Consider the following 25,250-nt stretch of genomic DNA (forward strand, 5'->3'; position numbering starts at 1 on the left):
AATGTCACATGATCCTTCCCACATGTGACCGTAGGAATCGTTCGTGACGAAATAGCGTTCTAGGATGAAAGCATCCCTCATGCACGAAAGGCACGGACGTGACCGAATTCAACCCGTTCGCTTTTGAAGGTTTGACGTACGACGACGTACTCCTTCTCCCTGGCCCCACGGATGTTATTCCATCCGACGCGGACACTCGGACCAAGCTCACCAAGCGTATTGAGCTGAACATCCCCATTGTTTCCGCGGCTATGGACACGGTCACCGAATCACCGATGGCCATCGCTTTGGCACGCCAGGGCGGCATCGGCATCATCCACCGCAACCTTTCTATTGCTGATCAGGCCAGCGAAGTGGACCGCGTCAAGCGTTCCGAATCCGGCATGATCACGGATCCGGTCACCATTGCACCGGATGCCACGCTCGAGGATCTGGACAACCTCTGCGCTCAGTACCGCGTGTCCGGTCTTCCAGTAGTGGACGAGAACAAGAAGCTTCTGGGCATCATCACCAACCGCGACACCCGCTTTGTGCCGCGCAACGAATTCATGACCACCAAGGTCTACGAGAAGATGACCCCAATGCCGCTCATCACGGCCAAGGTGGGAATCTCGCGCGATGGCGTTATTGAGCTTTTGGGTCAGCATCGCATTGAGAAGCTCCCACTCGTTGATGACAACGGAGTTCTTCAGGGCCTGATCACGGTCAAGGACTTTGACAAGGCTGAGCAGTACCCGCTTGCTACCAAGGATGACGAAGGCCGCTTGCGCGTTGGCGCAGCAGTGGGCTTCTTCGGCGAAGGCTTCGAGCGCGCTATGACCCTCGTTGAGGCTGGCGTTGACGTACTCGTCGTGGACACCGCTAACGGCCACACCGCTGGCGTGCTGGACATGATCGCGAAGCTCAAGGCTGAAAAGGCCGCGAGCCACGTGGACGTCATCGGTGGCCAGGCTGCTACCCGCGAAGGCGCACAGGCTCTCGTGGATGCCGGCGCAGACGCCATCAAGGTCGGCGTTGGACCAGGCTCCATTTGCACCACTCGCATCGTCGCAGGCGTTGGCGTTCCGCAGGTCACGGCTGTCTATGAATCTGCCAAGGCAGCTATTCCAGCTGGTGTCCCAGTGATCGCTGACGGCGGCTTGCAGCACTCCGGTGACATCGGAAAGGCTCTCGTAGCTGGCGCTGACTCCGTAATGTTGGGATCGCTCCTGGCCGGTACGGCCGAGTCTCCTGGCGATCTGGTCTTCATGAACGGCAAGCAGTTCAAGGCTTACCGCGGCATGGGTTCCCTGGGTGCAATGCAGACGCGCGGCAAGAACACGTCCTACTCCAAGGACCGTTACTTCCAGGCTGATGTCCCTACCGACGAGAAGCTCATTCCAGAAGGCATCGAGGGCCAGGTTCCTTACCGCGGCCCACTGTCTGCGGTTGCTCACCAGCTCGTCGGCGGCTTGCGCCAGACCATGTTCTACGTGGGTGGCGCAACCATTCCTGAGCTCAAGGCCCGCGGCAAGTTCGTCCGCATCACGGCTGCCGGCCTCAAGGAAAGCCACCCTCACGACATCATGATGACCGTCGAGGCGCCGAACTACCGTAGCCGCTAGTCGTCGCCGAGGAATATCCTCGGTTCATGACTCTTTCTTCACAGCACCCAGTAACTGCGAGCGGAAACTCCGATCTCGCGTTACTGGGTGCTGTTTTAGGTATTGACGAACCTGCCGTATTGGCTTTGGGTGGCGGCATCGGTTTCATGGCGGCTTCCTTCAACTACGAAGAAGTCGCCACGCTCACTTTCGTGTTCCGTGCGCACCCCGTCCCGTTCGTGGATGCGGTCCTTGAGGGCTCCGGCACGGGTGCTTCTTTGAGTACGACGACGTCCGCGGCCAAAGCGCAACGCGAGTTGAGTGCCGCGATGGAAGCGGGCGACCGCGTGTTGGGATACGTCATGATTCCTGGTGAGAACTGGGGCGAAGCGGTTGTGCGCGAGTTGACCGCCGACGGCGAGTTTGAGCTTGCGAAGGCCACCAAGAAGAAGCAATTCTGGCTCGCGCGAATACCGGCGCAAGACGGCGCTGTGCAATCTCCCATCATCGCCACAGAGACCTACGCGGCGGCGGCTCGCGAAAGTGCACTGCGCATGCTGAACAAGACGCAGCCTGAAGGAGTACCGGCGAGCTTCGCCAAAAACTTCGGGGTCAGTGGGATTCGTAAGCTTGCTGATGCCACCACGGATGGTTCGGCACGCGGCTGGGGCAAACTCTTTGGCGATCCATCCCGGCGCGCAGTGGGCTTCGAGATGGCGCTGAAATTCCTCAACGGAACGGCGCACGGCGGCCGCGGGGGACTGCGGCACCAGTTTGCAGAGGTGGTGCAACGTGCAGGGGCCGATCCAGTTCCTTACCGAGCACTCGGTGCCGACTGGGAAGAGTTCGCGACACTCATGGCGACAGCGCAAAGTGAGCCAGCGTCGTCGTACTCAGAATTTCTTGAAAAAGCGCACGCGCAACTGCACCGCATTGCCGATGCCGAGGAAGCCGCAGCCCTCGCCCTGCTGGCAGCTATCGACTGACATTGGTCGCCGAACGCACAGAACACGGGACTCTGCGGGGTTCAGCGGTAGGCTAGAGGCGTGAGTTATGAGATTGAAATTGGTCGAGCCAAGCGTGGACGTCGTGCGTTCTCTTTGGACGACATCGCCATTGTTCCCAGCCGTCGCACGCGCGACCCCGAAGATGTGTCCACGAAGTGGCAGATCGACGCGTTCACGTTTGACACCCCCGTAATCGGTGCGCCGATGGACTCTGTCATGAGCCCGGCAACCGCAATCGCACTGGGTCAGCTTGGCGGCCTTGGTGTGTTGAACCTCGAAGGCCTGTGGACGCGTTACGAAGACGTGCAGCCAGTGCTGGACGAGATCGCCAATCTCGAAGTTGACCTGATTGATGCCGCCGCAAAGACTAACGTCACGCGCAAGCTTCAGGATCTCTACTCGGCTCCGATTCAGCCTGAGCTCATCAGGCAGCGACTCAAGGAAATTCGCGATTCCGGCGTAGTGGTTGCCGGATCGTTGACGCCGCAGCGCACTCAAGAGCACTACAAGACCGTGCTGGCAGCCGGCGTTGATATCTTCGTCATCCGCGGGACCACGGTGTCCGCAGAGCACGTCTCCAAGAACCAAGAGCCGCTAAACCTCAAGCAGTTCATTTACGAACTCGACGTTCCGGTCATTGTCGGCGGCGCTTCCGGCTACACGCCTGCGTTGCACTTGATGCGTACCGGTGCCGCTGGTGTCTTGGTGGGCTTCGGTGGCGGCGCAACGTCCACCACCCGCCGTGCATTGGGCATCAACGTTCCTACTGCGACGGCGATCTCCGACGTTGCAGCAGCTCGCCGCGACTACCTCGACGAGTCCGGTGGACGCTACGTACACGTCATTGCTGACGGTGGACTGGGCACCTCTGGTGACATCGTGAAGGCTCTCGCGCTCGGCGCGGATGCCGTCATGTTGGGAACCGCGTTGGCTCGTGCTGACGAGGCTCCTGGCCAGGGATGGCACTGGGGCATGGAAGCTAGCCACGAATCTGTACCACGCGGTGACCGCGTGCGTGTGGGCCGCGTGGGACCGATGTCCGAACTCATGTTTGGTCCGTCCCACCACTCGAACGGCGCCAGCAACCTCATGGGTATGCTCCGCCGTTCCATGGCTACCACGGGCTACTCGGAGCTCAAGGAATTCCAGCGCGTTGACGTACTGGTTAATGATTCCATCGGGGGACGCTAGGACTTATGGGGGAAGCGGGGGAGCTGAGCCCGGCGGCTCATGCTGAGTCATTAGCGAAGTTACGTGAAACGGAACTCGATGTCCTCGTGATTGGCGGCGGCGTGGTGGGTGCTGGTGCAGCACTCGACGCCGCCACACGCGGGCTACGCGTTGGTCTTGTGGAAGCACGGGACTGGGCCGCGGGAACCTCGAGCCGCTCCTCCAAACTTATCCACGGCGGTCTGCGCTACTTGCAGATGCTGGACTTCGCGCTGGTTCGTGAAGCCTTGCAAGAGCGCGGACTATTGATGGAGCGGATCGCTCCGCACTTGGTGCGGCCCGTCCCATTCCTCTATCCCTTGATCACCAAGTTCATTCAGCGCCCCTATATCGGTGCTGGAATTGGGCTGTATGACGCTTTGTCTTTAGTGGGCTCTAAGAACACTGGTCTGCCGATCCACAAGCATCTGTCCCGCCGTGCGATGCTACGCAAAGCGCCATCCTTGAAGCCGGACGCTTTCGTAGGTGCCGTCCGCTACTACGACGCTCAAGTGGACGATGCTCGCTTCGTGCTGTCCCTCGTGCGCACGGCCACGAAGTACGGCGCGATTGCCGCCAACCGCACGAGCCTCGTTGAGTTGTTGCGTGAAGATGATCGCGTTGTCGGCGCGCGTTTGCGTGACGAAGAGACTCGCGAAGAGTTCAATGTCCGCGCCAAAACCGTATTGAGCGCCGCCGGAGTTTGGACGCACGAAGTGCAGTCCGACGCTTCGGGGGAGATCCCGCAGGGCGTTGCCGAACTCAAAGTGCGCGCTTCCAAGGGCATCCACTTGGTAGTTCCGCGCGATCGATTCCACGCCACTACCGGGCTCATCTTGCAGACGGCCGTCTCGGTCCTGTTCGTTATTCCGTGGGGGCGTCATTGGGTTATTGGCACCACGGATACGCCATGGACCTTGGACAAGGCCCATCCTGCGGCGACCAGCGCTGACATCGATTATTTGCTGGGCGAGGTCAACAAGATCTTGGTGACCCCATTGACCCGTGCCGACGTGCAAGGTGTCTACGCGGGATTGCGTCCCTTGATTGAAGGCGATCACGAGTCCACGGCGAAGCTCTCCCGTGAGCACGTGGTGACGCGTCCGGAGCCAGGCTTCGCGGTGATCGCAGGCGGGAAATTCACGACGTATCGTGTCATGGCTAAAGACGCGATTGACGTGATTGCCAGCATGTTGCCAGGGTCTGTCGCGGAATCCATCACCGATGACATCCCCTTGGTGGGAGCTGAAGGGCACCAAGCGCTGTGGAATTCCCGTGCCCGCTTGGCCGAGCGCTCAGGGCTGTCAGACGCCAAGATTGAACACTTGCTCAATCGCTACGGCTCACTCATTCATGGAGTCTTGGAGTTGATTGAGAAGGATCCGTCCTTGTCAGAGCCGCTTGAAGGTTCCGAAGACTACCTTCGCGCTGAGGCTGTCTATGCGGTGACGAATGAAGGTGCGCGTCACCTCACTGATGTGCTGACCCGCCGCACGCGCGTGAGCATTGAATCTTGGGATCGCGGAGTGGGTGCCGCGACCACCGTTGCTGAGCTTATGAAACCGCTCCTGGGTTGGTCTGACGAGTACACGCAGCGCGAAATCGCTTCGTACCACGCGCGCGTTGAAGCGGAGCGAGAATCCCAGGAACAACCCACGGATGAAGCGGCAGATGCTATGCGTTTGAGCAAGCACGAGCGCGATTGGTCCAGTACTCCTCGTTTCGCGAGTTCGCCCGCTTCAAAGTAGGGTGGATGGGTGCTTCGAACTGCCCTTAAACCCAAGTGGATTGTGTCCTTGCTGCTTGCGTTGGCTGTGGCAACGGGCTTTGTTCTCTTGAGCCAATGGCAGTTTGAACGTTCGGCGGACGAGGCTGCGCCAGTCTCCACCGCCACCGAAACGGTCGTCCCACTGACGAAACATTTCGAGCCGAATCAAGAGATGTTCGGCACAGTCGTGGATCAGCTGGTCGAGTTCACTGGCACCTATGTTGAAGGCTCCACCATCCTGGTGGAGGATCGCCTCAACAACGGTCAAAAAGGTTATTGGGTGGTCACGGCGGTTGCCGTAGATGGCGCTCCCGACGACGCCGTCATGCCAGTAGTTCGCGGCTGGAGTGCCACGAATGATTGGCTGGCTAAGACTGCGGATCCGGAGCCTCAAGGCACCGTCACGGTGGAAGGCCGCTTGTTGCCGCCCGAAGCTCCCGTAGATGAGCACGTGGACACCTCTAACGTTGGATCGCTTTCTCCAGCTCAGCTGACGAACCTATGGGATCGCGTCACGTACTCCGGATTTGTCACCCAAAATCAGAGCAGCACGGAGGGCCTTGCCTCCGTTGTAGTGGGTCCGCAACCAGCGGAGACCCCCATCAACTGGCTTAATATTTTCTATGGCGTGGAATGGGTTGTCTTCGCCGGATTCGCCATCTTCATGTGGTGGCGTCTCGTGGCCGATGATTACCGCCGCCAGCAAGAAGACGCCCTAGATCTCGCCGCTTGGCAGGCTGAACAAGCCCAACAAGCTCAACCAACTGACCTCGCGCCTACTCAAGATCGCCCCTCGGCAAAGGAATAAGTAGTGTCTCAGAACGTCCCGCCCCGCAAGCGCCGCTTCGCCGGAACGAAAGCACAGATTTCATCAGCTGCAACCTTCTACAAAGTGCTCGCGTATGCCACCGGCATCATGCTGTTGTTGCTGGTTTTCGAAATGGTCATGAAGTACGCATTCGGTACGGAAATGATTGCCGGGGCCACTCTCGCAGACGGCACCACGAAGGCGTTTGGCTTCTTGCACGACGGCGACTACACCGGCGGCTTCAACGTCTCCACGGCGATCCTCATTGTCCATGGGTGGATGTACGTGGTGTACCTGATTGCTGACTTCCGTCTGTGGTCTCTTATGCGCTGGCCGTTCAGCCGCTTCATCACGATTGCACTCGGCGGCGTTGTTCCGCTCTTGTCCTTCGTCATGGAATCCAAGGTGCATAAAGAGGTGGAACGCGAACTCGCGGAGCACCCAGAAGCTATTCAGCGCTACTAAGCGGCGCGCGTCATATCTCAACTTCCTGATAATCTCGGCACCACTTGGTGGCACAAAAAGATAGGCTGTAGCGGTGACATCGCAGGCATCTGAACAGGATCCGACCCTGAATACGTCGGAAAACACGGCGACCACCCCTGACGCTCGTCCCGTCATTGTGGTCGATTACGGCGCACAGTACGCGCAGCTCATTGCGCGTCGCGTTCGTGAAGCGAACATCTACTCGGAGATCGTGCCTCACACGCACACCACGGCGCAGATTCTGGAAAAGAATCCTGCCGCAATCATTCTTTCCGGTGGTCCGTCGTCGGTATACGCAGAGGGCGCTCCAAACGTCGGCGCTGACTTGTTTGAAGCTGGCGTTCCCGTCATGGGCATCTGCTACGGCTTCCAGGCGATGGCGCGAGCCCTCGGTGGAACCGTGGAAAAGACGGGCTTGCGCGAATACGGTGCAACGAACGCCACAGCGCAGGGCGAAAGCCGCTCGATCCTCAAGGGTCTTCCTGCTGAGCAGAACGTCTGGATGAGCCACGGCGACGCCGTCTCCCAGGCACCTGAGGGATTCGAAGTTCTCGCCACCACGGCAGGCGCGCCAGTTGCAGCCTTCGCCGATTCCGAGCGCAAGCTCTACGGCGTGCAGTGGCATCCAGAGGTCAAGCACTCTGACTACGGTCAGCGCATCCTCGAAAACTTCCTCCACAACGAGGCCGGCTTGGAGCCTGTATGGACCGCCGGCAACATCGTTGAAGAGCAGGTCGCCAAGATCCGCGAGCAGATCGGCGAAAATGGTCGTGCAATTTGCGGTCTCTCCGGTGGCGTTGACTCCGCTGTGGCCGCAGCCATCGTCCAGAAGGCCATCGGCGATCGCCTCACGTGTGTCTTCGTGAACCACGGTCTCTTGCGTCAGGACGAAGCTGAGCAGGTCGAGCGCGATTTCGTCGCGTCCACCGGTGCAAAGCTCTACGTTGCGAACGAGCAGGAACGCTTTCTTTCCGCTTTGGCGGGGGTTACGGATCCGGAAGAAAAGCGCAAGATCATTGGCCGCGAATTCATTCGCGCTTTCGAAGCCGCTGAGGCAGCCGTCCTGAACGACGCCGCAGCTAGCGGTGAGAAGGTCGGTTTCTTGGTGCAGGGCACCCTTTACCCGGATGTCGTGGAATCAGGTGGCGGCGAAGGAGCTGCGAACATCAAGAGCCACCACAACGTGGGTGGCTTGCCAGAGGACCTTGAGTTCGAACTCGTGGAGCCATTGCGCACGCTGTTCAAGGACGAAGTCCGTGCAGTTGGTGCAGAGCTTGGTCTTCCGGCTGAGATCGTGCAGCGTCAGCCGTTCCCAGGGCCGGGCCTCGGCATTCGCATCATTGGTGAAGTGACCGAAGAGCGCCTTGAGCTCTTGCGCTCCGCTGACGCCATTGCTCGTGCGGAGCTGACGGCCGCAGGCTTGGATCAAGAAGTGTGGCAGATGCCCGTGGTACTCCTTGCCGATGTGCGCTCTGTGGGCGTGCAGGGCGACGGACGCACGTACGGACACCCGATCGTGCTTCGCCCGGTCTCCAGTGAAGATGCCATGACGGCCGACTGGTCTCGCTTGCCTTACGACCTCTTGGCACGCATTTCCAACCGCATCACGAATGAAGTTGACGGCGTCAACCGCGTGGTCCTCGACGTGACCAGCAAGCCACCGGGAACCATCGAATGGGAGTAGCCATTTGGCGGCTCCGCAAACCTTCAGGCAGTAGTTGAGAGTACCCTGTGGGGGTGTTTCACTCAGGTCTGAACCGTGGCGACTCGGCTAACGTGGAAGTGAAAAACTTCCGTGGCCGAGTCGCCACGGCTTTTAATGCGAACTTAGCGAAGCGCACATGCATGCGTTGACTGTGAAAGGACTCTGACGCGTGACTGCTGCAGATTCACACCAGGACGTATTTTCGTCGTGGATGAAGTCTTTGGGCACGGGGGCGGGAACGGATACTCTCATCCGTTTTGCCGGCTCAAAGTCCAACAGTATTGATCTCACCCACGCTCATCCGTCGGGACTGTCGCAATTCCTGATGGGACGTCGCACGCGACTGTCAATGTTGCTTCGCGACCGCGCGACGTACCTCGAAGCTGCCACGGTAGCAGCGAATCTTGTTGCCAAGATCAGCGAGCTCAGCGACGATCGCGGTATCGACGTGGGATACGTCGCCGCGGGCGTGACCTCGTGGCGCGCACTCGTCAACGGTCGCAGCGAGCAGTTCGGCGCTCCCGTGATGCTGGGCAAGATCAGCCTGGTACGCCGTGAAGAAGAGGACGACTACGACGTCCAGATCACCGAGCGCGCTAGCGCCAACCCGGCTTTGTTGCGCCACTTGGCACGCGAGCTCGATGTCCACATTTCAGCTCAGCAGCTCAACGCCGCCGCGTACACCACGGCGCGTTTCGATCCTCACGCTGCCCTGTCCGTGGTGCGTCGCGAAACGAACGAACTTCCTGGTTTCTACGCGCAGGATCAGATCCTGATCTCCACCTTCGCCGATCTCGTGGATCCAGCGGACCCGGATCATCTGGACCCAACTCATCCGGTCATCGGTCGGCTGATCGCGGCCCACGCCCCGGATGTCATTGAAAAGCCTGCATCAGAAACGGCTGCGGCACCGTCCAGTTCGGTCGACGGATCAGAAACAGAGTCCGCAGAAGCCGCCGCCTCCGCAACGGGGGGTGAGAGCGAGACGCCAGCTGCGTCGTCGTCCTTTGAATTCCCGGAACCAGAAGTGGACCACCCGTCTGCGGACGAGCGTCACCCTTCCCAAGAATTCTTGGTGCTGGACGCCGATGTCAGCCAGCAAACTGTCCTCGATTATGTAGCCGCGGGGGAGTCAGTGGCGGTCAACGCAGCGGCGGGCACCGGGCAGACGCAGACCGCGGTCAACGCCGTGGCCATGCTGGTGCGCGAGGGCAAGCGTGTGTTGGTGGTGGCCGAGCGCAAGAACACCGCGCGCGGATTCATGAATCGTCTGGAATCGTTGCGCCTCGACTCGATCGCAGCGCACCTCACGCCACAGCTTGGTGTTGAAGAATTCCGCAGCAAGCTCAAGCAAGCCATTTTGCGCAACGAACGCGCGACCGAGCCCAAGCTTGAAAAGCTTCACGAAACCCTCGTGACGCACCGTCATGCGTTGGTTGATCACGTGGCGTCACTGCACACGGTGCGCGAGCGGTGGAACTGCTCGCCGTACCAGGCCATGCAGGAACTGGCCGCGCTGACCTCGTTGAATCCAGCTCCGGCCACCGAAGTTCAGCTCAAGCGTTCCGTGTTGGATACGTTGCTGGACCGTTCTGACGTCTCCGCCAAGCTCGAGCGTGCCGCCGAGCTCGGTGCCTTCACGGCCGATGCCGCGACCAAGCCATGGGCCGGCGCGAATATTCGTAACCGCCAAGGCGCTGACGAAGCATTGAAGCTTGTCCAGAGCCTGAAAGTGGATTTCGAGCCGCTCAAGGAGCGACTCGCGAAGACGGCTGAGGAATCACAGATTCGTCCGGGTTCCTCCTTCGTACAGTGGCGCGAACAGCTTGAAATGCTCATGACGGTGCGCTCGTCGTTGGACAAGTTTGAGCCGGACATCTTTGATCACTCCGTTGAGGACCTGATCGCTGCGACGGGATCTAGCTCGTGGCGCAAGGCCAACAACGTGGAAATGAGCTCCATGACGCGCTCGCGCCTTCGCCGCGTGGCCAAGGAATTTGTGCGTCCAGGCGTTCACCTAACGGATCTGCATGAGGCACTCATCGACGTGCACGTGCAGCGCGAACGGTGGCAGAAGTACGCCACCAGCCAGCGTCATCCGTCGGTGCCGCTGGGTCTCGGTGACCTCAAGCGTGACTTCGAGTCTGTTGCCGAGCGCCTGCAGAAGCTTGCGTCCCTGTTGCCTGCTGACCAAGCACTCAATGTTGAAGAGCAGAGCATCGAGGACTTGAGCAAGCGACTCAACGATCTCGTCGACGACACCGACACTTTGCAGATCCTGCCAGAGCGCAACATTCTGGAAGACCAGCTCAAAGAGCGTGGACTCTCCGAGTTCCTTGCTGATTTGAGGAACCGCGAAGTCCGTACCGAGATGGTCAAGGACGAACTAAACCTTGCCTGGTGGCGCTCCGCGCTCATGGCAATGATCAGCGGAGACGACTTCCTCGCGATGTCTGACGGCAACATGCTGCGCAAGATCGAGGCCGAATACCGCCTCGCGGATGCAGCTCACGTGCAGTCCGGCGCTGACCGTTTGCGCTGGAGCCTCGCAAAGAACTGGCGCGATGCCCTTGCCGATCACCGCGGTGCCTCGCGCGACCTGCGCACGATGCTCAAGATTGGCGACCCCACGCTCGAGCAGTTCGCCGCGTTGCCTTCGGCTCTCGTGAACTCTATGGTTCCCGTGCTCGTCGGCTCGCCTCTGCACTTGGCATCCAATGTGCCATCCACGATGGTCTTTGACGCCGTAGTTCTCTTGGACGCTTACTCGTTGTCGCTGCGTTCGGCGATTGGCATGATCTCCAAGTCCTCGCAGATCATTGCGTTTGGCGACAAGATGCTGGGAGCTCCTCGAAGCTTTGAGGTATCCGTTGATCCCACCGCGACCAACCGCGAGCCCGATGCGCCGTTGAGCGCCTTGGAGCAGCTGAGCACCGTGCTGCCGACCTGCTCTCTCGAGAAGGTGTACCGCGGCGTCGACGAACGCCTGACCGCGCTGTTGAGCGAGTGGTACTACGATTCCGAACTGGAGCGTCTACCGGGCTCTCGCGCCTTCTCGGGTGCGTTCCCGGGACTCTCGGCTGATTACGTTCAGGACGGAACGGGCGTTCCTTCGATCCCGACGCAGCCGGTGGAATCCACCATCGCTGAGGTCAATCGCGTGGTGGACATGGTGTTCGCGCACATCCGCCGCCGTCCTCACCACTCGTTGGCCGTCATTGCGGGCAACGAACTGCACGCTCGAAAGATTGCCGAAGCTATTCGGATCCAGCTGCCGAACTATCGTTGGGCCAGCGAGTTCTTCAAAGCATCCGAAGAGTCCTTCGTGGTGACAAGCGTTCAGCGAGCACGCTCAGTAGAACGCGACGCAGTGATCTTCGCTTTGGGCTACGGCCGGAACACCCACGGCAAGGCGTTGCACCAGTTTGGTTTGCTGAGCGAGGCGCAAGGCGACGAGTACTTGGTGAGCGCTCTGACGCGTCCTCGCGAGTCACTGCAGCTCGTGTCTTCCCTGCGCAAGAGCGATGTGGAGTGGGACCGTTTGGCGTCCGCACCTCGCTTCTTCTTGACCCTTGTGGACCGATTGCTTGACGGCGAATCTGGATTCAAGGGCGAGGGCCAGGCCATCGAAGATCCATTGGTTCGCGACCTCAAGGACCGTTTGGAAATGTTGGGCGCTCGAGTGCAGCAGTCCTACCGAGGTGTCTTGGACATCGCGGTAGCGTCTCGCGACGCCGAGATTGCCAAGGGCCAGCACCCGTTGGCCGTCATCTCTGATGGCACCAAGAACTACCGCGAATTGAGCGTCCGCGAACGCAGCCGCCTGCGTCCGCAGCGCCTCGAAGCGATGGGGTGGCGTTACGTGCCGCTCTGGACCATTGACGTTTTCAGCGACCCTAGCGCCGTTGCCCAACGATTGGGAGAATACTTGGGCTTGTTTTCCAACCCAGCCGCAACGCCAAAGCCTGAAGCTGACGCACAGCAGCCAACACCAGAAGCCAACGAGGCCTCGGAATCACCAGCTGCAGCTCCGGCTGCAGCCGGTGAAACGAAGGCCAAAGTAGCGACCTCGCACGGAACCACCATCAAGGACATTCCACCAGCGAGCGCCATCTTGCCAAAGGTTGCAAAGGAAGACGATCCTCGTGCGTGGGGAGACTTCGAGGAGTCAAACCGCGATCAGTGGCTTAAGGAACAGCGTCCACCGCACTGGAGCTAAGCGCTAGCACTAATCACTGGAGCTAATGACGAGCGAGACCTTCCCCTCGCTCGTAGCTCCTGCAAGCCGAGCGGCGTCGTCTTCAGGCGCAGCCACCACCACGGTTCCTGGCTGGTTCTTAGAAGAACTGATCCAGGACGTGGAGGATCCGCTGGACTGATCGCCATTCCACAGCACCACCACGTTTCGAGCAATGATGCGTGATTCTGTCGGCGTCTCGTAACCGTTACCGGTAGTCAGCACTACATTCACGTTCATTCCGGGACGAAGGATCGCAGTGCCTTCGGCATCAGCTGCACGGACCGGCACCGCGGACGTTCCCGGCGGCGCACCCGTCAGCAAACCCGGTCCCACCAACGAAGACCGGGGGATAGGCGCCCCACGCTCGATAGGTACCGCGAGCTGCTGTCCCGTGATCTCACCCGCTGTGCGGACTGAACTTGGAGGAATGGCGTCTGAGGCCAAATTCACCGTAGCTAGATCCGCAGCTGCGAGTTGATGACCAGCAGGGAGATCTCGCGCAGCCACCAGGACCGATCGCGTAGGTTCTATCCGCGGAGCGAAGAAGATCAACGTCAGCGCGACGGCGACTCCGGCCAGCAGGGCTGCGATGACGCGTCGATACTTTGCCCGCCACTCTTGAAATGTTCGGCCACGTCGGCGCCGGCTGGCTCTGGCTTTTCTGGCATCAAAGGTTTGCGTCTTCACCGCATCAGAACATCATTTGCCCCAGAGCGCAGAGGGTGCACGGCCCAGACTTGGGGAAAAGAAAACCCACAGGGCCGTTGCCGGCCACCTGTGGGTGAATTTCTTTGGGGCGAGCGCTCAAACTCGTGGAGGCGTTAGAGCCTGCTCCGCTCGAAGCGTTCTAGGAAGTCGAAGCGGTCTAGGAGGTCGAAGCAGTTGAGGAAGCTGAAGAGCTCGAACCACTTGTAGAAGCCGGCGCCGAAGAAGCGGATGACGAATCAGAGCTGCTGGAGGCAGAGCTCGACGAATCAGACGATCCAGACGTCGCGGAAGCGGCTGCCGTTGCAGGAGCCGAAGCGCTCGTGGTGCTGCCGCGCGAATCATTGCGGTAGAAGCCCGAACCCTTGAATACCACGCCTACACTGTTGAACTTTTTGCGCAGGTTTCCGCCGCATTCAGGGCAAACGGTGAGCGAATCTTCGTCGAAAGACTGGAAAATATCCATGTTTCGGCCGCAGTCTTTGCACGCGTAAGAATAAGTAGGCATTGGTCCTCCCAGAAAATAACCTTCACTATTCTACCGGTCGAAGAGTGTCAGGCCTGCCGATGTGAAGACCCCGTCTACGCGCTGATCAAAGTCCTCCACAGGAAAGGTTCCTGCAGGCACCAGCTCGTGATCGAAAACCACTGCGTAGGGCTTCGGTGGATCGGCCAAAGTGCGCACTTTTTCGAGAAATCGATCGTAGTAGCCGCCGCCCTGACCCATGCGCCCGCCCTGGTCATCAACCACTTGCGCGGGAACCAGCATCAGATCCACCTCAGCCATAGCCCGGAAGTCCACGCGCGGTCCCACGGGTTCATCAATCGGGGCCACCGACGAGCGCTCCATCGCGACGCCCGGCGTCCATTCTACAAAGCTGAGCTGACGTTCGGGCTCGGTAATGGGCACCAGAATTCGATATCTACGATCATGCATCTGCATCAAAAACGGCATAATCGGCGGCTCGGCACCGAAAGGGAGTACCGCCGTGAAAGCTCTGTGTTCAGCGTTCTGATCCAGCCATGAGCGCACGTGTCCAGTGGTCAAGGCCATTTGCGCTTCCCGTTCAGCCACGGGCAGGTTCTTTCGGGCAGCCCGGTAGTGCTTCCGGAGCGCTTGTTTTTGATCGTCCAGGCTTGCGCCAGCAGGGGTGTCCATGGCCACATCCTAGACGAGTAGGCTACGAGGTGTGACGAGTGCGAAGTGGCCCCTTAATTTGCAGCATGGACCGGTGGGTTTGCGTCCGTTGCGCGTGCGTGACAAGGAATCATGGTTGTGGTTGCGCCGCACAAATGACGCGTGGCTCTCGCGCTGGGAGGCCACACGCCCCACGGATGACGCGCCCGTGGTGACCTTCCGCCAGATGGTCAAAAATTACGACGCCGAAGCTAAAGCAGGCAGGCAACTTCCGTTCGCCGTGACTTACGAAGAGCGCCTCGTGGGTCAATTGTCGGTTTCCGGGATCATGCTTGGTTCGGCGCGGGGCGGGCAAATTGGTTATTGGGTGGGGCAGCAGTGGGCCGGACGGGGCATTATTCCGACGGCGGTAGCGCTCGTGATGGATCATTGCTTCTTTGAAATGAACCTGCATCGCATTGAAATCAACATTCGTCCGGAGAACCTCGCCAGCCTGCGTGTGGTGGAGAAGTTGGGTCTGCGCGATGAGGGTCTTCGCAAGAACTATCTTCATATCGCGGGCGAGTGGGCTGACCACCGAACTTTCGCTATCACGAAAGAAGAAATTGTGGGCCGAATGATAGACAGACTTGGGAACACACCGACCTAGTTCCATGTGATTAACATGTCAGCCGATAACCTCGAAATAGCTTCCCTTTGACCGCGATTTTCGGAGTTCTTTCCATGGCAGACCAGGCACCACTCAAGATCAACTATGGCCGGCTTGCCGTCGCCGTGGTTGGTCTCATCGCCTTCGTCACAATGCTCATCGCCGCCGTGATGGCACTTGCCGGACAGGGAACTGGCCGGCTGGCCTCCACCATGCTCGTCGTGGTGATCGCGTCCTTCATTGGACTTCGTGCTTTGGCACTTCGTGCTCGTCAACGCCGCGCCATGGAGCGCGTGCAGGCAGCATTCGCTGACGCCATGAACCCACAGCTGGACTCCTTTGAAGAAACGGAATCACGTCCACAGTTGGCAATCGCCTCTGTTTACGCGGGACCTAGCCGCCCTTTTGACGCACTGGCCACTGACGAAAGTGCAGTGAGCACAGCGGTGGCCGTAAAAGATTCCGCAACCGAAGCGGTGTCGTCGTCCTCGGAAATCAGCGCAACTGAGCCAGCAACGCTCGCCCAGGGCGCCGGGGAAGAATGGAAGCCAGTAGAACTTCCTAAGCCGCTCTACACCGAAGCTCCGGTAGTGAAGCGCGAAGTCGCCGAGCCGCTCGCGAAGCCGGAAGAGAAGAAGGCAACGCCCGGAGCGCCGAGCATTCGTCAGTCCGAAGATCTTGCTAGAGTAGTGCACCGCGCAGCCACGGGCGCGCTCATCCAGGGTTACGCAGAGTCGCTGGATACGGGCCGCATTGACCTGGACATGGTGCTTCGCCGCCGCCGCGCCTAAATACTCTCTTTTGCCGAGGACGCTCCCGTTGAAGGGAAGTCCTCGGCACTTTTTCGTTAAGGCATGAATCGGTAGCCCAGGCCACGCACGGTGTCGAAGTGCTCTGCTCCCAGCTTTTTTCGGAGATAGCGCACGTACACGTCCACGACGTTGGAGGCCGGGTCAGACTCTTGACCCCAAACGCGAGACAGCAGTTGCTCGCGGCTCAAGACCACGCGGGGATTGCGCAGGAAGGACTCAGCGAGCGCGAACTCGCGAGCGGAGAGCTCTACGTAGTCGTCGCCCACCCGCGCTTGGCGCGTGCGAAGTTCTAGGGTGATGTTGCCGGCGGTGAGGTCATTGAGGTCCGCGCCGTTCGTATCGCTGGGGAGGCGCAATCGGATGCGCGCCACGAGCTCTTCAAATCGGAAGGGCTTTGCGACGTAATCGTTCGCACCCTCTTCGAGACCGTAGACGGTGTCCTCGATGCTGGTACGAGCCGTCAGGACGATCACCGGGACGTCGTTGTGAGCCTCGCGAATCTCTTGAAGCACGGCGAAGCCATCCATGTCTGGCAGCCCCAGATCCAGCAGGACAAGCTCGAAGTCACGGGTCTGTGCCAAATACAAGCCCTCGCGGCCGGTCAGCGCCACGGTGGGGTGAAAGCCTTGCTTGGTCAGGCCTTTCGCGACGAACTGTGCAATGCGCACTTCGTCTTCAATGATCAGAATCTTGCTCATGGCTTAGTGATGTTCCCCCGTGGAATCCGTCAGTGAGGTGGACGATGCAGCCGCGCGTGATTGCAGCGGCAAATAAATCGAGAACGTGGAGCCTTCGCCTTCGCGAGATTCGACGGCGACCTGCCCCGAATGCGCGGAAGCGATGGCTTGAACAATGGAGAGGCCCAAGCCGGAACCTTCGCTGCGCGTACCGTTGGAGCCGCGAGCGAAGCGGCCAAAAATACGAGTTTGATCCGCCGCAGAAATTCCGATTCCCTCGTCCCGGACCCAGAGCCGAAGCTTGCCGTCTGAAAGGGTGGCGCCAAGGTCAATCCGGGAGTCCGTAGAGGAGAACTTCACGGCGTTAGAGCACAGCTGGAGCATCGCTTGCGTGATGCGTTGAGGGTCCATCATCACTTCGCCGCTGACGCGCTCGCGAATCTCCCATTGCCGTGGACCGAGCCCACGAGCCTTGGAAAGAATGTCATCCAGGAGTCCGGAAATATCGACGTTCTCCAGATGCACAAAGCCGCGACGGTTCGCTTGCGCGATGGTCACAATGTCATCGACGAGCAGATTCATGCGAGAAAGCTCATCAAGGGAAAGCTCTTGGGTGTGCCGGACATCTTCGGGATCTTCGTTGTCTTGAAGCTCGAGGTGTCCCTGAACGATGGTGATGGGGGTGCGGAGCTCGTGCCCCACATCGTCGAGGAGTTGGCGCTGTGCCTGGAGCGAGGACTGAAGGTGATCCACCATCTCGTTGAAGGAGCCCGCCAACGCGCGCAGATCGCTTGTGCCTTCAACGGGCACGCGCTCGTCCAACTGGTTTTCGGTGATGCGTGCCGCGGTCTTTTCAAGACTTGTCAACGGTGACAACAAGCGGCGCACCATGATCAACGAGGCAAGGGACGCGAGCGCCAGAATGCCTAGACCCACGGCGCCGAAGACCACATATCCCCGAGTGAGGGAGAGTAATTCCGCGCTCATGTCATAGGCGAGTGCAAAACGCACTTCGGACGAGTCGCCGTCGAGCTTCACAGGGATGACCACCACGCGGTATTCGCGCTGCTGCGTGTTCACCGTGGCGAGAGAAACACGTCCCGAGTCGGCTGAAGAGTTGATGAAATCGAGCAGCTGCTGGTCGCCTTCCAGCCGCAGCTCCACATGATCCGGCGCAACCCAACGGACGCGGTTCTCGGTGAGTGCTACAAGGCCTTCGTTGGCCGAAGGCAGGGACCGCTGCATCGCGACGTATGCGAGGTCTTCGGCTTTCGTAAAACTCTGGCCGGTGTCCGGATTCACGCCCTCTTGCGCCAGAACCCGAAATTCGCCAACGCTGCGCGAGAGGGAATCGTCAAGACGCGCAATCGTCTGGCCGCGCTGAATCAGGTACATCGAAGCGCCCGAAGCCACCAAAATGGTGAGCGTCAGGAGAATCATGGACACCAGAATGCGGCCCCCGACGGTTCCTTTCCGCGGGGCGACTGGTTGCGCGTCAGAGGTCATTAATCGTCGTCGGATGCGTCGTCCGCATCATCACTTTCGTCATCGTCATCGTCGTCGTCCACATCGTCGTCATAATCAACCGCCGGTCGTGGCGCTGGTTGAGGGGCGATGGGTTTTACTTTACTGACTGAAGACTTCGTGGTGGGTGCCGCGGCCTTCGTTGCGGTGGCCTTAGTCGCGGCGGCCTGCGTGCTCTTGGCGCTGGCAGGAGTCGACGGCGCGGGGCGGGTCGGTGTGGGGCTTACGGTCGCTTTTACCGAAGACGACGCCGCAGCTGCCGTAGGTGCCGCACTTTGCGGATCGATGGGCTTATTTGAGGAATCGATGTCTGGCGACGCAGAGGCGCTCGCATTCACTTGAAGTCCCGGGCCCAGGTCCGCAGGGCGCGGTTGAGCGAAAGCGGTCATCAAGAAACCGCCCACAATCAGAATGCAGGCAAGCGCGATGCTGGGGATGAGGAACTTAGAGCGTGGTCGATCCATAGTTCTAGTTCACCAAGTTCATATGAGACGAAAATGAGAACCTAGCCGGCGGTAAGCGTCTCCCTCAGCCAGCGAGCCTTAGTCCAGAGGTGAGGACTGTCCCATGTGCTGCACGAAGACGAGCGTGGTTTCGGTGTGTGCCACGGCGTCGTCGGTCGCGAGGTTGTCGAGAACCCAGTCACGCAAGTCGTCTGTGCTGGAGACTGCTACGTGGATGAGGTAGTCCGTGACACCGGAAACATGAAACATGGAAAGGACGCCGGAAAGCTGGGGGATCTTCGTAGTGAAGCGATCGATCTGTTCACGATCATGAACCCGGAGCTTCACGGCGATAAGGGCCTGAACCGTTCGGCCAATCGCTGCCAAAGACAAGCGCGTGGTGAACCCTTCGATCACGCCGCGTTCTTGAAGCTGACGAGTCCTCAACAGCGACGTCGACGGAGCGACCCCTACATGTTGCGCTAGCGCCGCATTGCTAAGACGCGAATCTGCAATGAGTTCGGTCAGAATCTTGCGGTCGACAGCATCGAGTGGTGCTGGCTGAAGCGGCGTTGCATCATGGGAATTCATAGCAATATTGCACCATACGTTGGCGCCGATCGCCGATAATCGAAGATTCCACGCATAAGCTAGAACTTCAGCGAGGTTCGTTCGTACAGTGCGGACCCTCTAGTTTCCCCCCCCCATGGACGGAGCCATATGACTCACTCAAGCCGCGCGAGAATCTGGCGAGGCACTGTGGTGAGCTGCGCCGTCGTACTGTCTTTGAGTGCGTGCACCGGAGCGCAACCCACCCCGACGCCGTCCGCCACCGCTCCTGTCAGCGTCAGCATTGTGTCCTCAACGTCCATGGTGCCAAACGTCATGGCGGAACTGTACGGGGAAGCCCTGCGCAACGCGGGACACAACGTCACAGTGCAGGCGGAGAATGCGCCAGCCACCACCGTCGATGCCGCCTCGAAGGCCGTGCAGACTACGGGAAATTCACTGGCCATCATCCCGCGCTCGGCCCCGACTGCGAATCCGCTCTTGCCACCTACGGCCAGCGCGTCGCCTACCCCTAGCGCGTTGAAAGACATCGACTCCCTCGCACTGCGCCCCACCGGAGCAAATGATCGGCAAGTACTGGTCATGACGGCTGCGCAATCCCAAAAGACGGCCGTGACGTCGATGGAATTCGCGGGGCCAAAGTGTTCCACACTGAGTGCAGCTGTCAGCGCGCCGCTAGCCCAGGCCGAAGAACTGAAGAAAGAACTGGAAGAGAAATATTCGTGCCGCGTGGAAAATGTGAACGCGCTCGACTCTCGCCGTCAATTGGTATCTGCGTTGTTGACGGATCAGATCCAGCTGGCCGTCCTCCCGCAAACGGACCCATCGATCTATGACAACGGTCTAGTAGTTCTTGAAGACCCTCGAATGTTGTACCCCAGCCAGACGGTGACGCCGTTCTTGTCCGAAGATCTGCGCAAGACGGACGTCGCGGCGATCGCTGACCGAGTCTCTGAAAAGATTACGGAGAACACCATGTCTGAACTTACGCGCGTCACCACGGGTGATGGCGCGTTGTCGGCGCGCGAAGCCGCTCATGAGTGGCTCGTGGATCAAGGGTTGATTGCAACGAATACGAAGTGACAAACGAAAAAGGTAGAGAATAGTCGAATGAGCAACGCTGGCCGGTACCAAAAATCAGACAAACTATCGAACGTCTTGTATGACATTCGCGGCCCCGTGTTGGAGCAAGCGCAGCGCATGGAGGCCGAGGGTCACTCGATCCTCAAGCTCAACATTGGTAACCCAGCGCCTTTTGGTTTTGAAGCGCCGGATGCCATTTTGGTGGACATGATCCGCAACCTGCCGCAAGCGCAGGGTTACTCGGATTCACGCGGCATTCTGTCCGCACGCACGGCCGTGTCTCAGTACTACCAAACGCGCGGCATCCAGACGATCTCCGTTGATGACATCTACTTGGGCAATGGAGTTTCTGAGCTCATCACGTTGAGCCTCAACGCGCTGCTCAACAATGGCGACGAAGTTCTGATTCCATCGCCCGACTACCCGTTGTGGACCGCATCCGTGTCCCTCGCCGGTGGTAACCCTGTCCACTACACGTGTGTGGAAGAAGAGGGATGGCTGCCTGACCTCGAGGAAATCGAGTCGCTGGTCACTGAGCGCACCAAGGGCATTGTCATCATCAACCCCAACAACCCCACGGGCGCTGTGTACCCCAAGCACATTCTCGAGGGAATGTTGGAGATTGCCTTCCGTCACAAGTTGGTGGTTTTCGCTGACGAAATCTACGAGAAGATCCTGTACGACGACGCTGTGCACTACAACGTTGCAGCGCTCAATGACGATGTGCTCACCTTGACTTTCTCCGGTTTGTCCAAGGCATACCGTGTGTGCGGCTTCCGCGCCGGATGGATGGCAATTTCCGGACCGAAGTTCCACGCGAAGAGCTACATCGAGGGCCTGAATATGCTCACGAACATGCGTTTATGCGCGAATGTTCCGGCACAGCATGCGATTCAGACTGCACTAGGTGGGTACCAGTCCATCAACGACTTGATTTTGCCTGGCGGACGTTTGTTGGACCAGCGCAACCTGTCCCACAAGATGCTCAACGACATCCCGGGTGTCTCCGTAAAGCAAGCAATGGGCGCGATGTACTTGTTCCCGAAGCTTGACCCCGAGATCTATCCGATCGAGGACGACGAGCAGTTCGCTTTGGAGCTCTTGCAAGAGCAGCGGATTCTGGTCACGCAGGGCACTGGATTTAACTGGAAGAACCACGATCACTTCCGGCTTGTCACGTTGCCGAGCGTGGACATGCTTGAAGAGGCCCTCAGCCGTATTGCAGAATTCTTGGAAAATTACCGGCAACGCTACGGAACGGATTAATCATGGCTAAGAAGACAGGATTTGTAGAGGATCCCACCCCGCTCTTGCGGGCAGGACGATCGGTGGACTTGTCTTCCATTGATCCAAACTCCACTCCAGGATTCAACGGAAAGAAAGCCGACGGTCAAGCGCTGTTGGCCGCCGAGGCCGTTGAGCTTTCGGAGCTTCAGGAGCGTTTGTTCGCGGCATCTCGCGAAGGTGCTCCGGACCGTATTCTGTTGGTGTTGCAGGCGATGGACACCGCCGGCAAGGGTGGCATTGTGCGGCACGTTGTTGGCGCCGTTGATCCGCAGGGCATTGAACATCATGCGTTCAAGGCACCTACAGATGAAGAGAAGAAGCAAGACTTCCTCTGGCGCATCGAGAAGCAGCTTCCTGGCCCAGGCATCATCGGTGTCTTTGACCGTTCCCACTATGAGGACGTCTTGGTGCACCGCGTCAAGGGCTTGTCGCCGCAAGAAGAGATCACGCGTCGCTACGGGGCCATCAAGGACTTTGAGCGTGATCTCGTGGCTCAGGGCACGCGCGTCATCAAGGTCATGCTCCACATTTCGCGTGAGGAGCAGGGAGCACGTTTGATGGAACGGCTGGAACGGCCGGACAAGTACTGGAAGTACAACCCGGGCGACCTCGAGGACCGCGGCCTCTGGGATCAGTTCCAAGAGGCGTACCAGATTGCTCTTCGCCAGACGGATCTCAACGATTCGCCGTGGTATGTAGTGCCTGCAAACAAGAAATGGTACGCCCGCGTGGCCGTTCAGCGCCTGCTGCTCAACGCGCTCAAGGAAATCAATCCCACGTGGCCGCCAGCGGATTTTGACGTGGAAGAAGAAAAGAAGAAGCTCGCCGCGAGCTAATTCACTTGAATTGCGCCCCAGAGGCCGGCCTCAGAAATCAGACCTACTTCTGGGGCGCTCCTGGTTTCTCTCATGTTCTGTGAAGGAACTAGCGACTTGGCGCCTTCTGAAGGGGCAACACTAGGGCCTGCGTAAAGGGAGGATCGAGGCCTGCTGAAGGGCAGGACGAGGACCTGGCGTAAAGGCTGGTCTAGTCTTCTGGGTTTTGGGCTGATGCTTGGCGGGCCTGCTCGATGCGTTCTTGAGCTCCCGCTAGCCAAGCCTCACACCGCTGCGCGAGGGCTTCGCCGCGTTCCCAGAGAGCGAGCGACTGCTCCAAGCTAGTGCCGCCGGCCTCAAGCTGTGACACGACCGCCACAAGCTCTTCGCGGGCTTGTTCGTAGCTGAGGGACGCGATGTCGGCGTTCTTTGCCTCACCGGTGTCTTTAGTTGGCATCTGCGATTTCTCCTTCGCTCATGGCTGCGATCTTTCCGCCAGCGAGGCGGATGAAAAGTGGTGTGCCAGCTGGGGCTTCAGCAGGCTGGCGGACAATCGACAGGTCGTCTGCCTTTTGGACAACTGAGTATCCGCGGTCCAACGTCTTTTGAGGAGACAAGGCGCGGACTTGGGTCTTGAAGTGATGGATGGCGTCCACTTCTCGGCGCAGACGGTGCGTCATCGCTGAATACGAACGTTCCCTGTAACGGAGCAGGTCTTCTTTGCGGACCGTCACCATGCCTTCGGGCGCAGCGAGAACTGGCCGTGTACGGAGGCTCTCGAGGTTCTTCAGCTCTCTGTCTACAAATCGGGTGATCGCGTATTCCATGCGCTCACGAGCCTGATCAATTCGGGACTTTTCTTCGTGGAAGTCCGGCACGATGCGCTTTGCGGCATCCGTTGGCGTGGAGGCACGTAGGTCAGCGACGTCGTCCAGGATGGGACGGTCAGCTTCATGACCGATGGCGCTGACTACCGGCGTCTGGGCAGCGGCTACGGCGCGGACCAGCTGCTCGTCGCTGAACGGGAAGAGATCCTCAAAAGAACCGCCACCGCGGGCAATCACGATGACATCGACATCAGGGTTGTTGTCCAGGTCCTTGAGCGCTGCAATGACTTGTGAGACGGCGTTGACGCCCTGAACGGCTGAGTAGCGAATCTCGAATTTGACCCCGGGCCATCTGAGGGTGGCGTTCTTGATGACGTCTTTTTCCGCGTCAGAATCTCGTCCGGTGATGAGACCGATGCGCTGTGGCAAGAAGGGGAGCGGCTGCTTACGTTCAGGAGCGAAGAGGCCCTCGTCAAAGAGTGCTTTGCGGAGCTTTTCAAGGCGGACCATGAGGTCACCTATGCCCACCGGCTTGATGTCCAGCGCGTTCATGCTGAGCCGGCCGTTCTTCAGCCAGAAACTCGGCTTCACACGGGCGACCACTCGCGAACCGACTTCTGGTTTCGCATCCAGGCCGCGGAGCACAGAACTCCACACCGTCAAACTCAACGAGTATTCGACATCGAGGTCGCGCATGGTCAGATACGCGTGGCCGCCGCGAACGTTCGCTTCGATGAGCTGGCCTTCAATCCATGCTTCAGGCGCGCGCTCAAAGTAGCGCTTGAGGTTTTCGGACAGCACACGCAACGGCCACGGTGACTCTGGCGTGGTCTCACTCGCGCGTTCCGGCATGGAAGCGCTCGGTGGTTCAGTAGGGAATTCGGTCACCCACTATTTCTATCAGTGTGGCAGTCTGGTTTCGGGATATCCGGGCGAGGAGGAAAATATTGCGGAACATCGTCAGCGCACTGTGCTGCGCTCTTGCCGCGATCTGTATGTCGGCGGGCGTCATGCTCCACTACGTACAAACTCTCGCTGATCAGCCAGAACCTGCTCGCGAGATCGTGGGAGCCCTTGCCGACGATAAGAACGTGGTGAACCTCCTTCAAGAAAAGATCCTCGGTGCCGCCTTCGATCAAGGAAGTCTCCAAGACCTCATTCCCGATTTCCTGAAGGACTCCCTACGTGAAGGAATGGACTCGGTGCTCACTGGCGCTTTGTCTGATCCTGGTTTTCGGGATGCTTGGCACCAGTCCATCGACGAGACTCGTTCTTCCTATGTGACCCGACTCGCAATGATGAATAGCGGGGAGATCAGCGTTCCAGCCCCAAACTTCGGTGCAGCTGATATTGCTGGACCGACGTTGGTTCTAGAAGCTCGGCCCTTTGCAGCTCTGGGTATTCAAAAGCTCGACGATCTGTTGCGTCCCGTAGGCCTCTCCAGCGTTCTTGATGGTCTCCGTAATGGTGGTGCCGTGGAGATTCCGCTGAATCTTCCTGATCCTCACGTTGTTTCCCCGCGCACTATGGCCTGGTGGCTCGCCGTATCGCGACAGTGGCTGTGGCTGTACGTGGCGGCAGGCGTGCTGTTACTCGTTGGAGTGTTCTTCGGGCGGGGGAGAGGCCGGGCTGTTTCCGTCCTTGTGGGCGCCGCGGTGCTGTTGATCCTCTCGAGAGTAGTGGCTATGTGGGCTTCTGATGCGCGGGCAGGCGGCGATGCGATTGGTCTTGGCGGTCAGCTCGATCCTTTTGCGTCAGTCGTGCGTGATCGACTCTTGGCAGGGCTAGCTGGCCATCTCGATATTCGGGCCGAATGGTTGTGGAACGCGGGTCTCATTGGAGCCATTGTTGGCGCCGTGTTCTTGCTACTTCTGATGCTTACATCACGTAGCCGCCGGTAAGCTACGTTGTCCC

At 59.2% G+C, this 25,250-nt stretch carries 24 protein-coding genes; 14 read left to right on the plus strand and 10 right to left on the minus strand.

The window, feature by feature from the left end:
- The first annotated feature begins 98 nt into the window (after positions 1–98).
- The 8 genes from guaB (at position 99) to BKA12_RS00995 (ending at position 12,785) form a co-directional block, all read left to right on the plus strand.
- The gene (guaB, locus tag BKA12_RS00960) at positions 99–1,604 is read left to right on the plus strand and encodes an IMP dehydrogenase (RefSeq protein ID WP_183639974.1); all 1,506 of its coding nucleotides are present in this window, start codon (positions 99–101) and stop codon (positions 1,602–1,604) included.
- A gap of 26 nt (positions 1,605–1,630) precedes the next feature.
- Positions 1,631–2,569 (plus strand): hypothetical protein, encoded by a 939-nt coding sequence (locus tag BKA12_RS00965; protein WP_183639976.1) that lies wholly within the window; start codon positions 1,631–1,633, stop codon positions 2,567–2,569.
- A 60-nt stretch (positions 2,570–2,629) separates the two neighbouring features.
- Positions 2,630–3,781 carry a GuaB3 family IMP dehydrogenase-related protein gene (locus BKA12_RS00970; RefSeq protein ID WP_183639978.1) on the plus strand — a complete coding sequence of 384 codons (1,152 nt, stop codon included), beginning with the start codon at positions 2,630–2,632 and terminating at the stop codon, positions 3,779–3,781.
- Positions 3,782–3,786: 5 nt separating this feature from the next.
- Positions 3,787–5,547: a glycerol-3-phosphate dehydrogenase/oxidase gene (locus BKA12_RS00975; RefSeq protein ID WP_183639980.1), complete on the plus strand. Its 1,761-nt coding sequence runs from the start codon at positions 3,787–3,789 to the stop codon at positions 5,545–5,547.
- A 9-nt stretch (positions 5,548–5,556) separates the two neighbouring features.
- On the plus strand, positions 5,557–6,375 hold the full coding sequence (locus BKA12_RS00980; RefSeq protein ID WP_183639982.1) for an SURF1 family cytochrome oxidase biogenesis protein: 819 nt from the start codon (positions 5,557–5,559) through the stop codon (positions 6,373–6,375).
- Between the two features lie 3 nt (positions 6,376–6,378).
- The gene (locus tag BKA12_RS00985; protein ID WP_183639984.1) at positions 6,379–6,840 is read left to right on the plus strand and encodes a DUF3817 domain-containing protein; all 462 of its coding nucleotides are present in this window, start codon (positions 6,379–6,381) and stop codon (positions 6,838–6,840) included.
- Between the two features lie 106 nt (positions 6,841–6,946).
- Positions 6,947–8,545 (plus strand): glutamine-hydrolyzing GMP synthase, encoded by a 1,599-nt coding sequence (guaA, locus tag BKA12_RS00990; protein ID WP_183644349.1) that lies wholly within the window; start codon positions 6,947–6,949, stop codon positions 8,543–8,545.
- A 190-nt stretch (positions 8,546–8,735) separates the two neighbouring features.
- Entirely contained in the window at positions 8,736–12,785 is a 4,050-nt protein-coding gene (locus BKA12_RS00995; protein WP_183639986.1) for a DNA helicase, read from the plus strand.
- 9 nt (positions 12,786–12,794) lie between these two features.
- Here BKA12_RS00995 and cpaB read toward each other — a convergent pair whose 3' ends face one another.
- The 3 genes from cpaB to BKA12_RS01010 form a co-directional block, all read right to left on the minus strand.
- Positions 12,795–13,493, minus strand: coding sequence for a Flp pilus assembly protein CpaB (cpaB, locus tag BKA12_RS01000; RefSeq protein ID WP_183639988.1), 699 nt, complete (start codon positions 13,491–13,493; stop codon positions 12,795–12,797).
- A gap of 178 nt (positions 13,494–13,671) precedes the next feature.
- Positions 13,672–14,019, minus strand: a complete 348-nt coding sequence (locus BKA12_RS01005; protein ID WP_183639989.1) for an FmdB family zinc ribbon protein — start codon at positions 14,017–14,019, stop codon at positions 13,672–13,674.
- A gap of 30 nt (positions 14,020–14,049) precedes the next feature.
- The gene (locus BKA12_RS01010; protein ID WP_183639991.1) at positions 14,050–14,670 is read right to left on the minus strand and encodes a 5-formyltetrahydrofolate cyclo-ligase; all 621 of its coding nucleotides are present in this window, start codon (positions 14,668–14,670) and stop codon (positions 14,050–14,052) included.
- A 31-nt stretch (positions 14,671–14,701) separates the two neighbouring features.
- Here BKA12_RS01010 and BKA12_RS01015 point away from each other — a divergent pair, with 31 nt between their 5' ends.
- Together BKA12_RS01015 and BKA12_RS01020 are read left to right on the plus strand one after the other, a co-directional pair.
- Positions 14,702–15,298, plus strand: a complete 597-nt coding sequence (locus BKA12_RS01015; RefSeq protein WP_183639993.1) for a GNAT family N-acetyltransferase — start codon at positions 14,702–14,704, stop codon at positions 15,296–15,298.
- Between the two features lie 74 nt (positions 15,299–15,372).
- The gene (locus BKA12_RS01020; protein ID WP_183639995.1) at positions 15,373–16,089 is read left to right on the plus strand and encodes a hypothetical protein; all 717 of its coding nucleotides are present in this window, start codon (positions 15,373–15,375) and stop codon (positions 16,087–16,089) included.
- A 56-nt stretch (positions 16,090–16,145) separates the two neighbouring features.
- Here BKA12_RS01020 and BKA12_RS01025 read toward each other — a convergent pair whose 3' ends face one another.
- From BKA12_RS01025 to BKA12_RS01045, 5 genes are all read right to left on the minus strand, one after another.
- Entirely contained in the window at positions 16,146–16,808 is a 663-nt protein-coding gene (locus BKA12_RS01025) for a response regulator transcription factor (protein WP_183639997.1), read from the minus strand.
- A gap of 3 nt (positions 16,809–16,811) precedes the next feature.
- Positions 16,812–18,293: a sensor histidine kinase gene (locus BKA12_RS01030; protein WP_183639999.1), complete on the minus strand. Its 1,482-nt coding sequence runs from the start codon at positions 18,291–18,293 to the stop codon at positions 16,812–16,814.
- Complete coding sequence (locus BKA12_RS01035) at positions 18,293–18,775, minus strand: hypothetical protein (RefSeq protein WP_183640001.1); 483 nt, start codon at positions 18,773–18,775, stop codon at positions 18,293–18,295. The genes BKA12_RS01030 and BKA12_RS01035 overlap by 1 nt, the downstream gene beginning before the upstream one ends.
- Before the next feature lie 78 nt (positions 18,776–18,853).
- Positions 18,854–19,345, minus strand: a complete 492-nt coding sequence (locus BKA12_RS01040) for an Lrp/AsnC family transcriptional regulator (protein WP_183640003.1) — start codon at positions 19,343–19,345, stop codon at positions 18,854–18,856.
- Between the two features lie 134 nt (positions 19,346–19,479).
- On the minus strand, positions 19,480–19,641 hold the full coding sequence (locus BKA12_RS01045) for a hypothetical protein (RefSeq protein WP_183640005.1): 162 nt from the start codon (positions 19,639–19,641) through the stop codon (positions 19,480–19,482).
- On the opposite strand from BKA12_RS01045, the gene BKA12_RS01050 reads away from it, so the two are divergent.
- Genes BKA12_RS01050 through BKA12_RS01060 form a run of 3 tightly spaced genes read left to right on the plus strand, consistent with a single transcriptional unit; the run spans position 19,640 to position 22,530 of the window.
- Positions 19,640–20,407 carry a glycine betaine ABC transporter substrate-binding protein gene (locus tag BKA12_RS01050; protein WP_183640007.1) on the plus strand — a complete coding sequence of 256 codons (768 nt, stop codon included), beginning with the start codon at positions 19,640–19,642 and terminating at the stop codon, positions 20,405–20,407. The genes BKA12_RS01045 and BKA12_RS01050 overlap by 2 nt on opposite strands.
- Positions 20,408–20,434: 27 nt before the next feature.
- Complete coding sequence (locus BKA12_RS01055; protein ID WP_183640009.1) at positions 20,435–21,673, plus strand: pyridoxal phosphate-dependent aminotransferase; 1,239 nt, start codon at positions 20,435–20,437, stop codon at positions 21,671–21,673.
- Positions 21,674–21,675: 2 nt separating this feature from the next.
- A complete protein-coding gene (locus tag BKA12_RS01060) occupies positions 21,676–22,530 on the plus strand; it encodes a PPK2 family polyphosphate kinase (protein WP_183640011.1) in 855 nt (284 codons plus the stop codon).
- Between the two features lie 190 nt (positions 22,531–22,720).
- Here BKA12_RS01060 and BKA12_RS01065 read toward each other — a convergent pair whose 3' ends face one another.
- Both BKA12_RS01065 and xseA read right to left on the minus strand, forming a co-directional pair.
- A complete protein-coding gene (locus tag BKA12_RS01065; RefSeq protein ID WP_183640012.1) occupies positions 22,721–22,966 on the minus strand; it encodes an exodeoxyribonuclease VII small subunit in 246 nt (81 codons plus the stop codon).
- Positions 22,956–24,188, minus strand: a complete 1,233-nt coding sequence (gene xseA, locus BKA12_RS01070) for an exodeoxyribonuclease VII large subunit (RefSeq protein WP_183644352.1) — start codon at positions 24,186–24,188, stop codon at positions 22,956–22,958. Before xseA ends, BKA12_RS01065 begins: the two co-directional genes overlap by 11 nt.
- A gap of 95 nt (positions 24,189–24,283) precedes the next feature.
- On the opposite strand from xseA, the gene BKA12_RS01075 reads away from it, so the two are divergent.
- Complete coding sequence (locus BKA12_RS01075) at positions 24,284–25,237, plus strand: hypothetical protein (protein WP_183640014.1); 954 nt, start codon at positions 24,284–24,286, stop codon at positions 25,235–25,237.
- Positions 25,238–25,250: the final 13 nt, after the last annotated feature.

Source organism: Neomicrococcus lactis (assembly GCF_014200305.1).
In the GTDB taxonomy this organism is placed as follows: domain Bacteria; phylum Actinomycetota; class Actinomycetes; order Actinomycetales; family Micrococcaceae; genus Neomicrococcus; species Neomicrococcus lactis.

Coding starts and splice junctions, on each gene's coding strand:
- BKA12_RS00965 (WP_183639976.1), top strand. CDS start 1,631: ATGACTCTTTCTTCACAGCACCCAGTAACTGCGAGCGGAAACTCCGAT.
- BKA12_RS00975 (WP_183639980.1), top strand. CDS start 3,787: ATGGGGGAAGCGGGGGAGCTGAGCCCGGCGGCTCATGCTGAGTCATTA.
- BKA12_RS01005 (WP_183639989.1), bottom strand. CDS start 14,019: ATGCCTACTTATTCTTACGCGTGCAAAGACTGCGGCCGAAACATGGAT.
- BKA12_RS01010 (WP_183639991.1), bottom strand. CDS start 14,670: ATGGACACCCCTGCTGGCGCAAGCCTGGACGATCAAAAACAAGCGCTC.
- BKA12_RS01020 (WP_183639995.1), top strand. CDS start 15,373: ATGGCAGACCAGGCACCACTCAAGATCAACTATGGCCGGCTTGCCGTC.
- BKA12_RS01025 (WP_183639997.1), bottom strand. CDS start 16,808: ATGAGCAAGATTCTGATCATTGAAGACGAAGTGCGCATTGCACAGTTC.
- BKA12_RS01030 (WP_183639999.1), bottom strand. CDS start 18,293: ATGACCTCTGACGCGCAACCAGTCGCCCCGCGGAAAGGAACCGTCGGG.
- BKA12_RS01035 (WP_183640001.1), bottom strand. CDS start 18,775: ATGGATCGACCACGCTCTAAGTTCCTCATCCCCAGCATCGCGCTTGCC.
- BKA12_RS01040 (WP_183640003.1), bottom strand. CDS start 19,345: ATGAATTCCCATGATGCAACGCCGCTTCAGCCAGCACCACTCGATGCT.
- BKA12_RS01050 (WP_183640007.1), top strand. CDS start 19,640: ATGGCGGAACTGTACGGGGAAGCCCTGCGCAACGCGGGACACAACGTC.
- BKA12_RS01045 (WP_183640005.1), bottom strand. CDS start 19,641: ATGACGTTTGGCACCATGGACGTTGAGGACACAATGCTGACGCTGACA.
- BKA12_RS01055 (WP_183640009.1), top strand. CDS start 20,435: ATGAGCAACGCTGGCCGGTACCAAAAATCAGACAAACTATCGAACGTC.
- BKA12_RS01060 (WP_183640011.1), top strand. CDS start 21,676: ATGGCTAAGAAGACAGGATTTGTAGAGGATCCCACCCCGCTCTTGCGG.
- BKA12_RS01065 (WP_183640012.1), bottom strand. CDS start 22,966: ATGCCAACTAAAGACACCGGTGAGGCAAAGAACGCCGACATCGCGTCC.
- xseA (WP_183644352.1), bottom strand. CDS start 24,188: ATGCCGGAACGCGCGAGTGAGACCACGCCAGAGTCACCGTGGCCGTTG.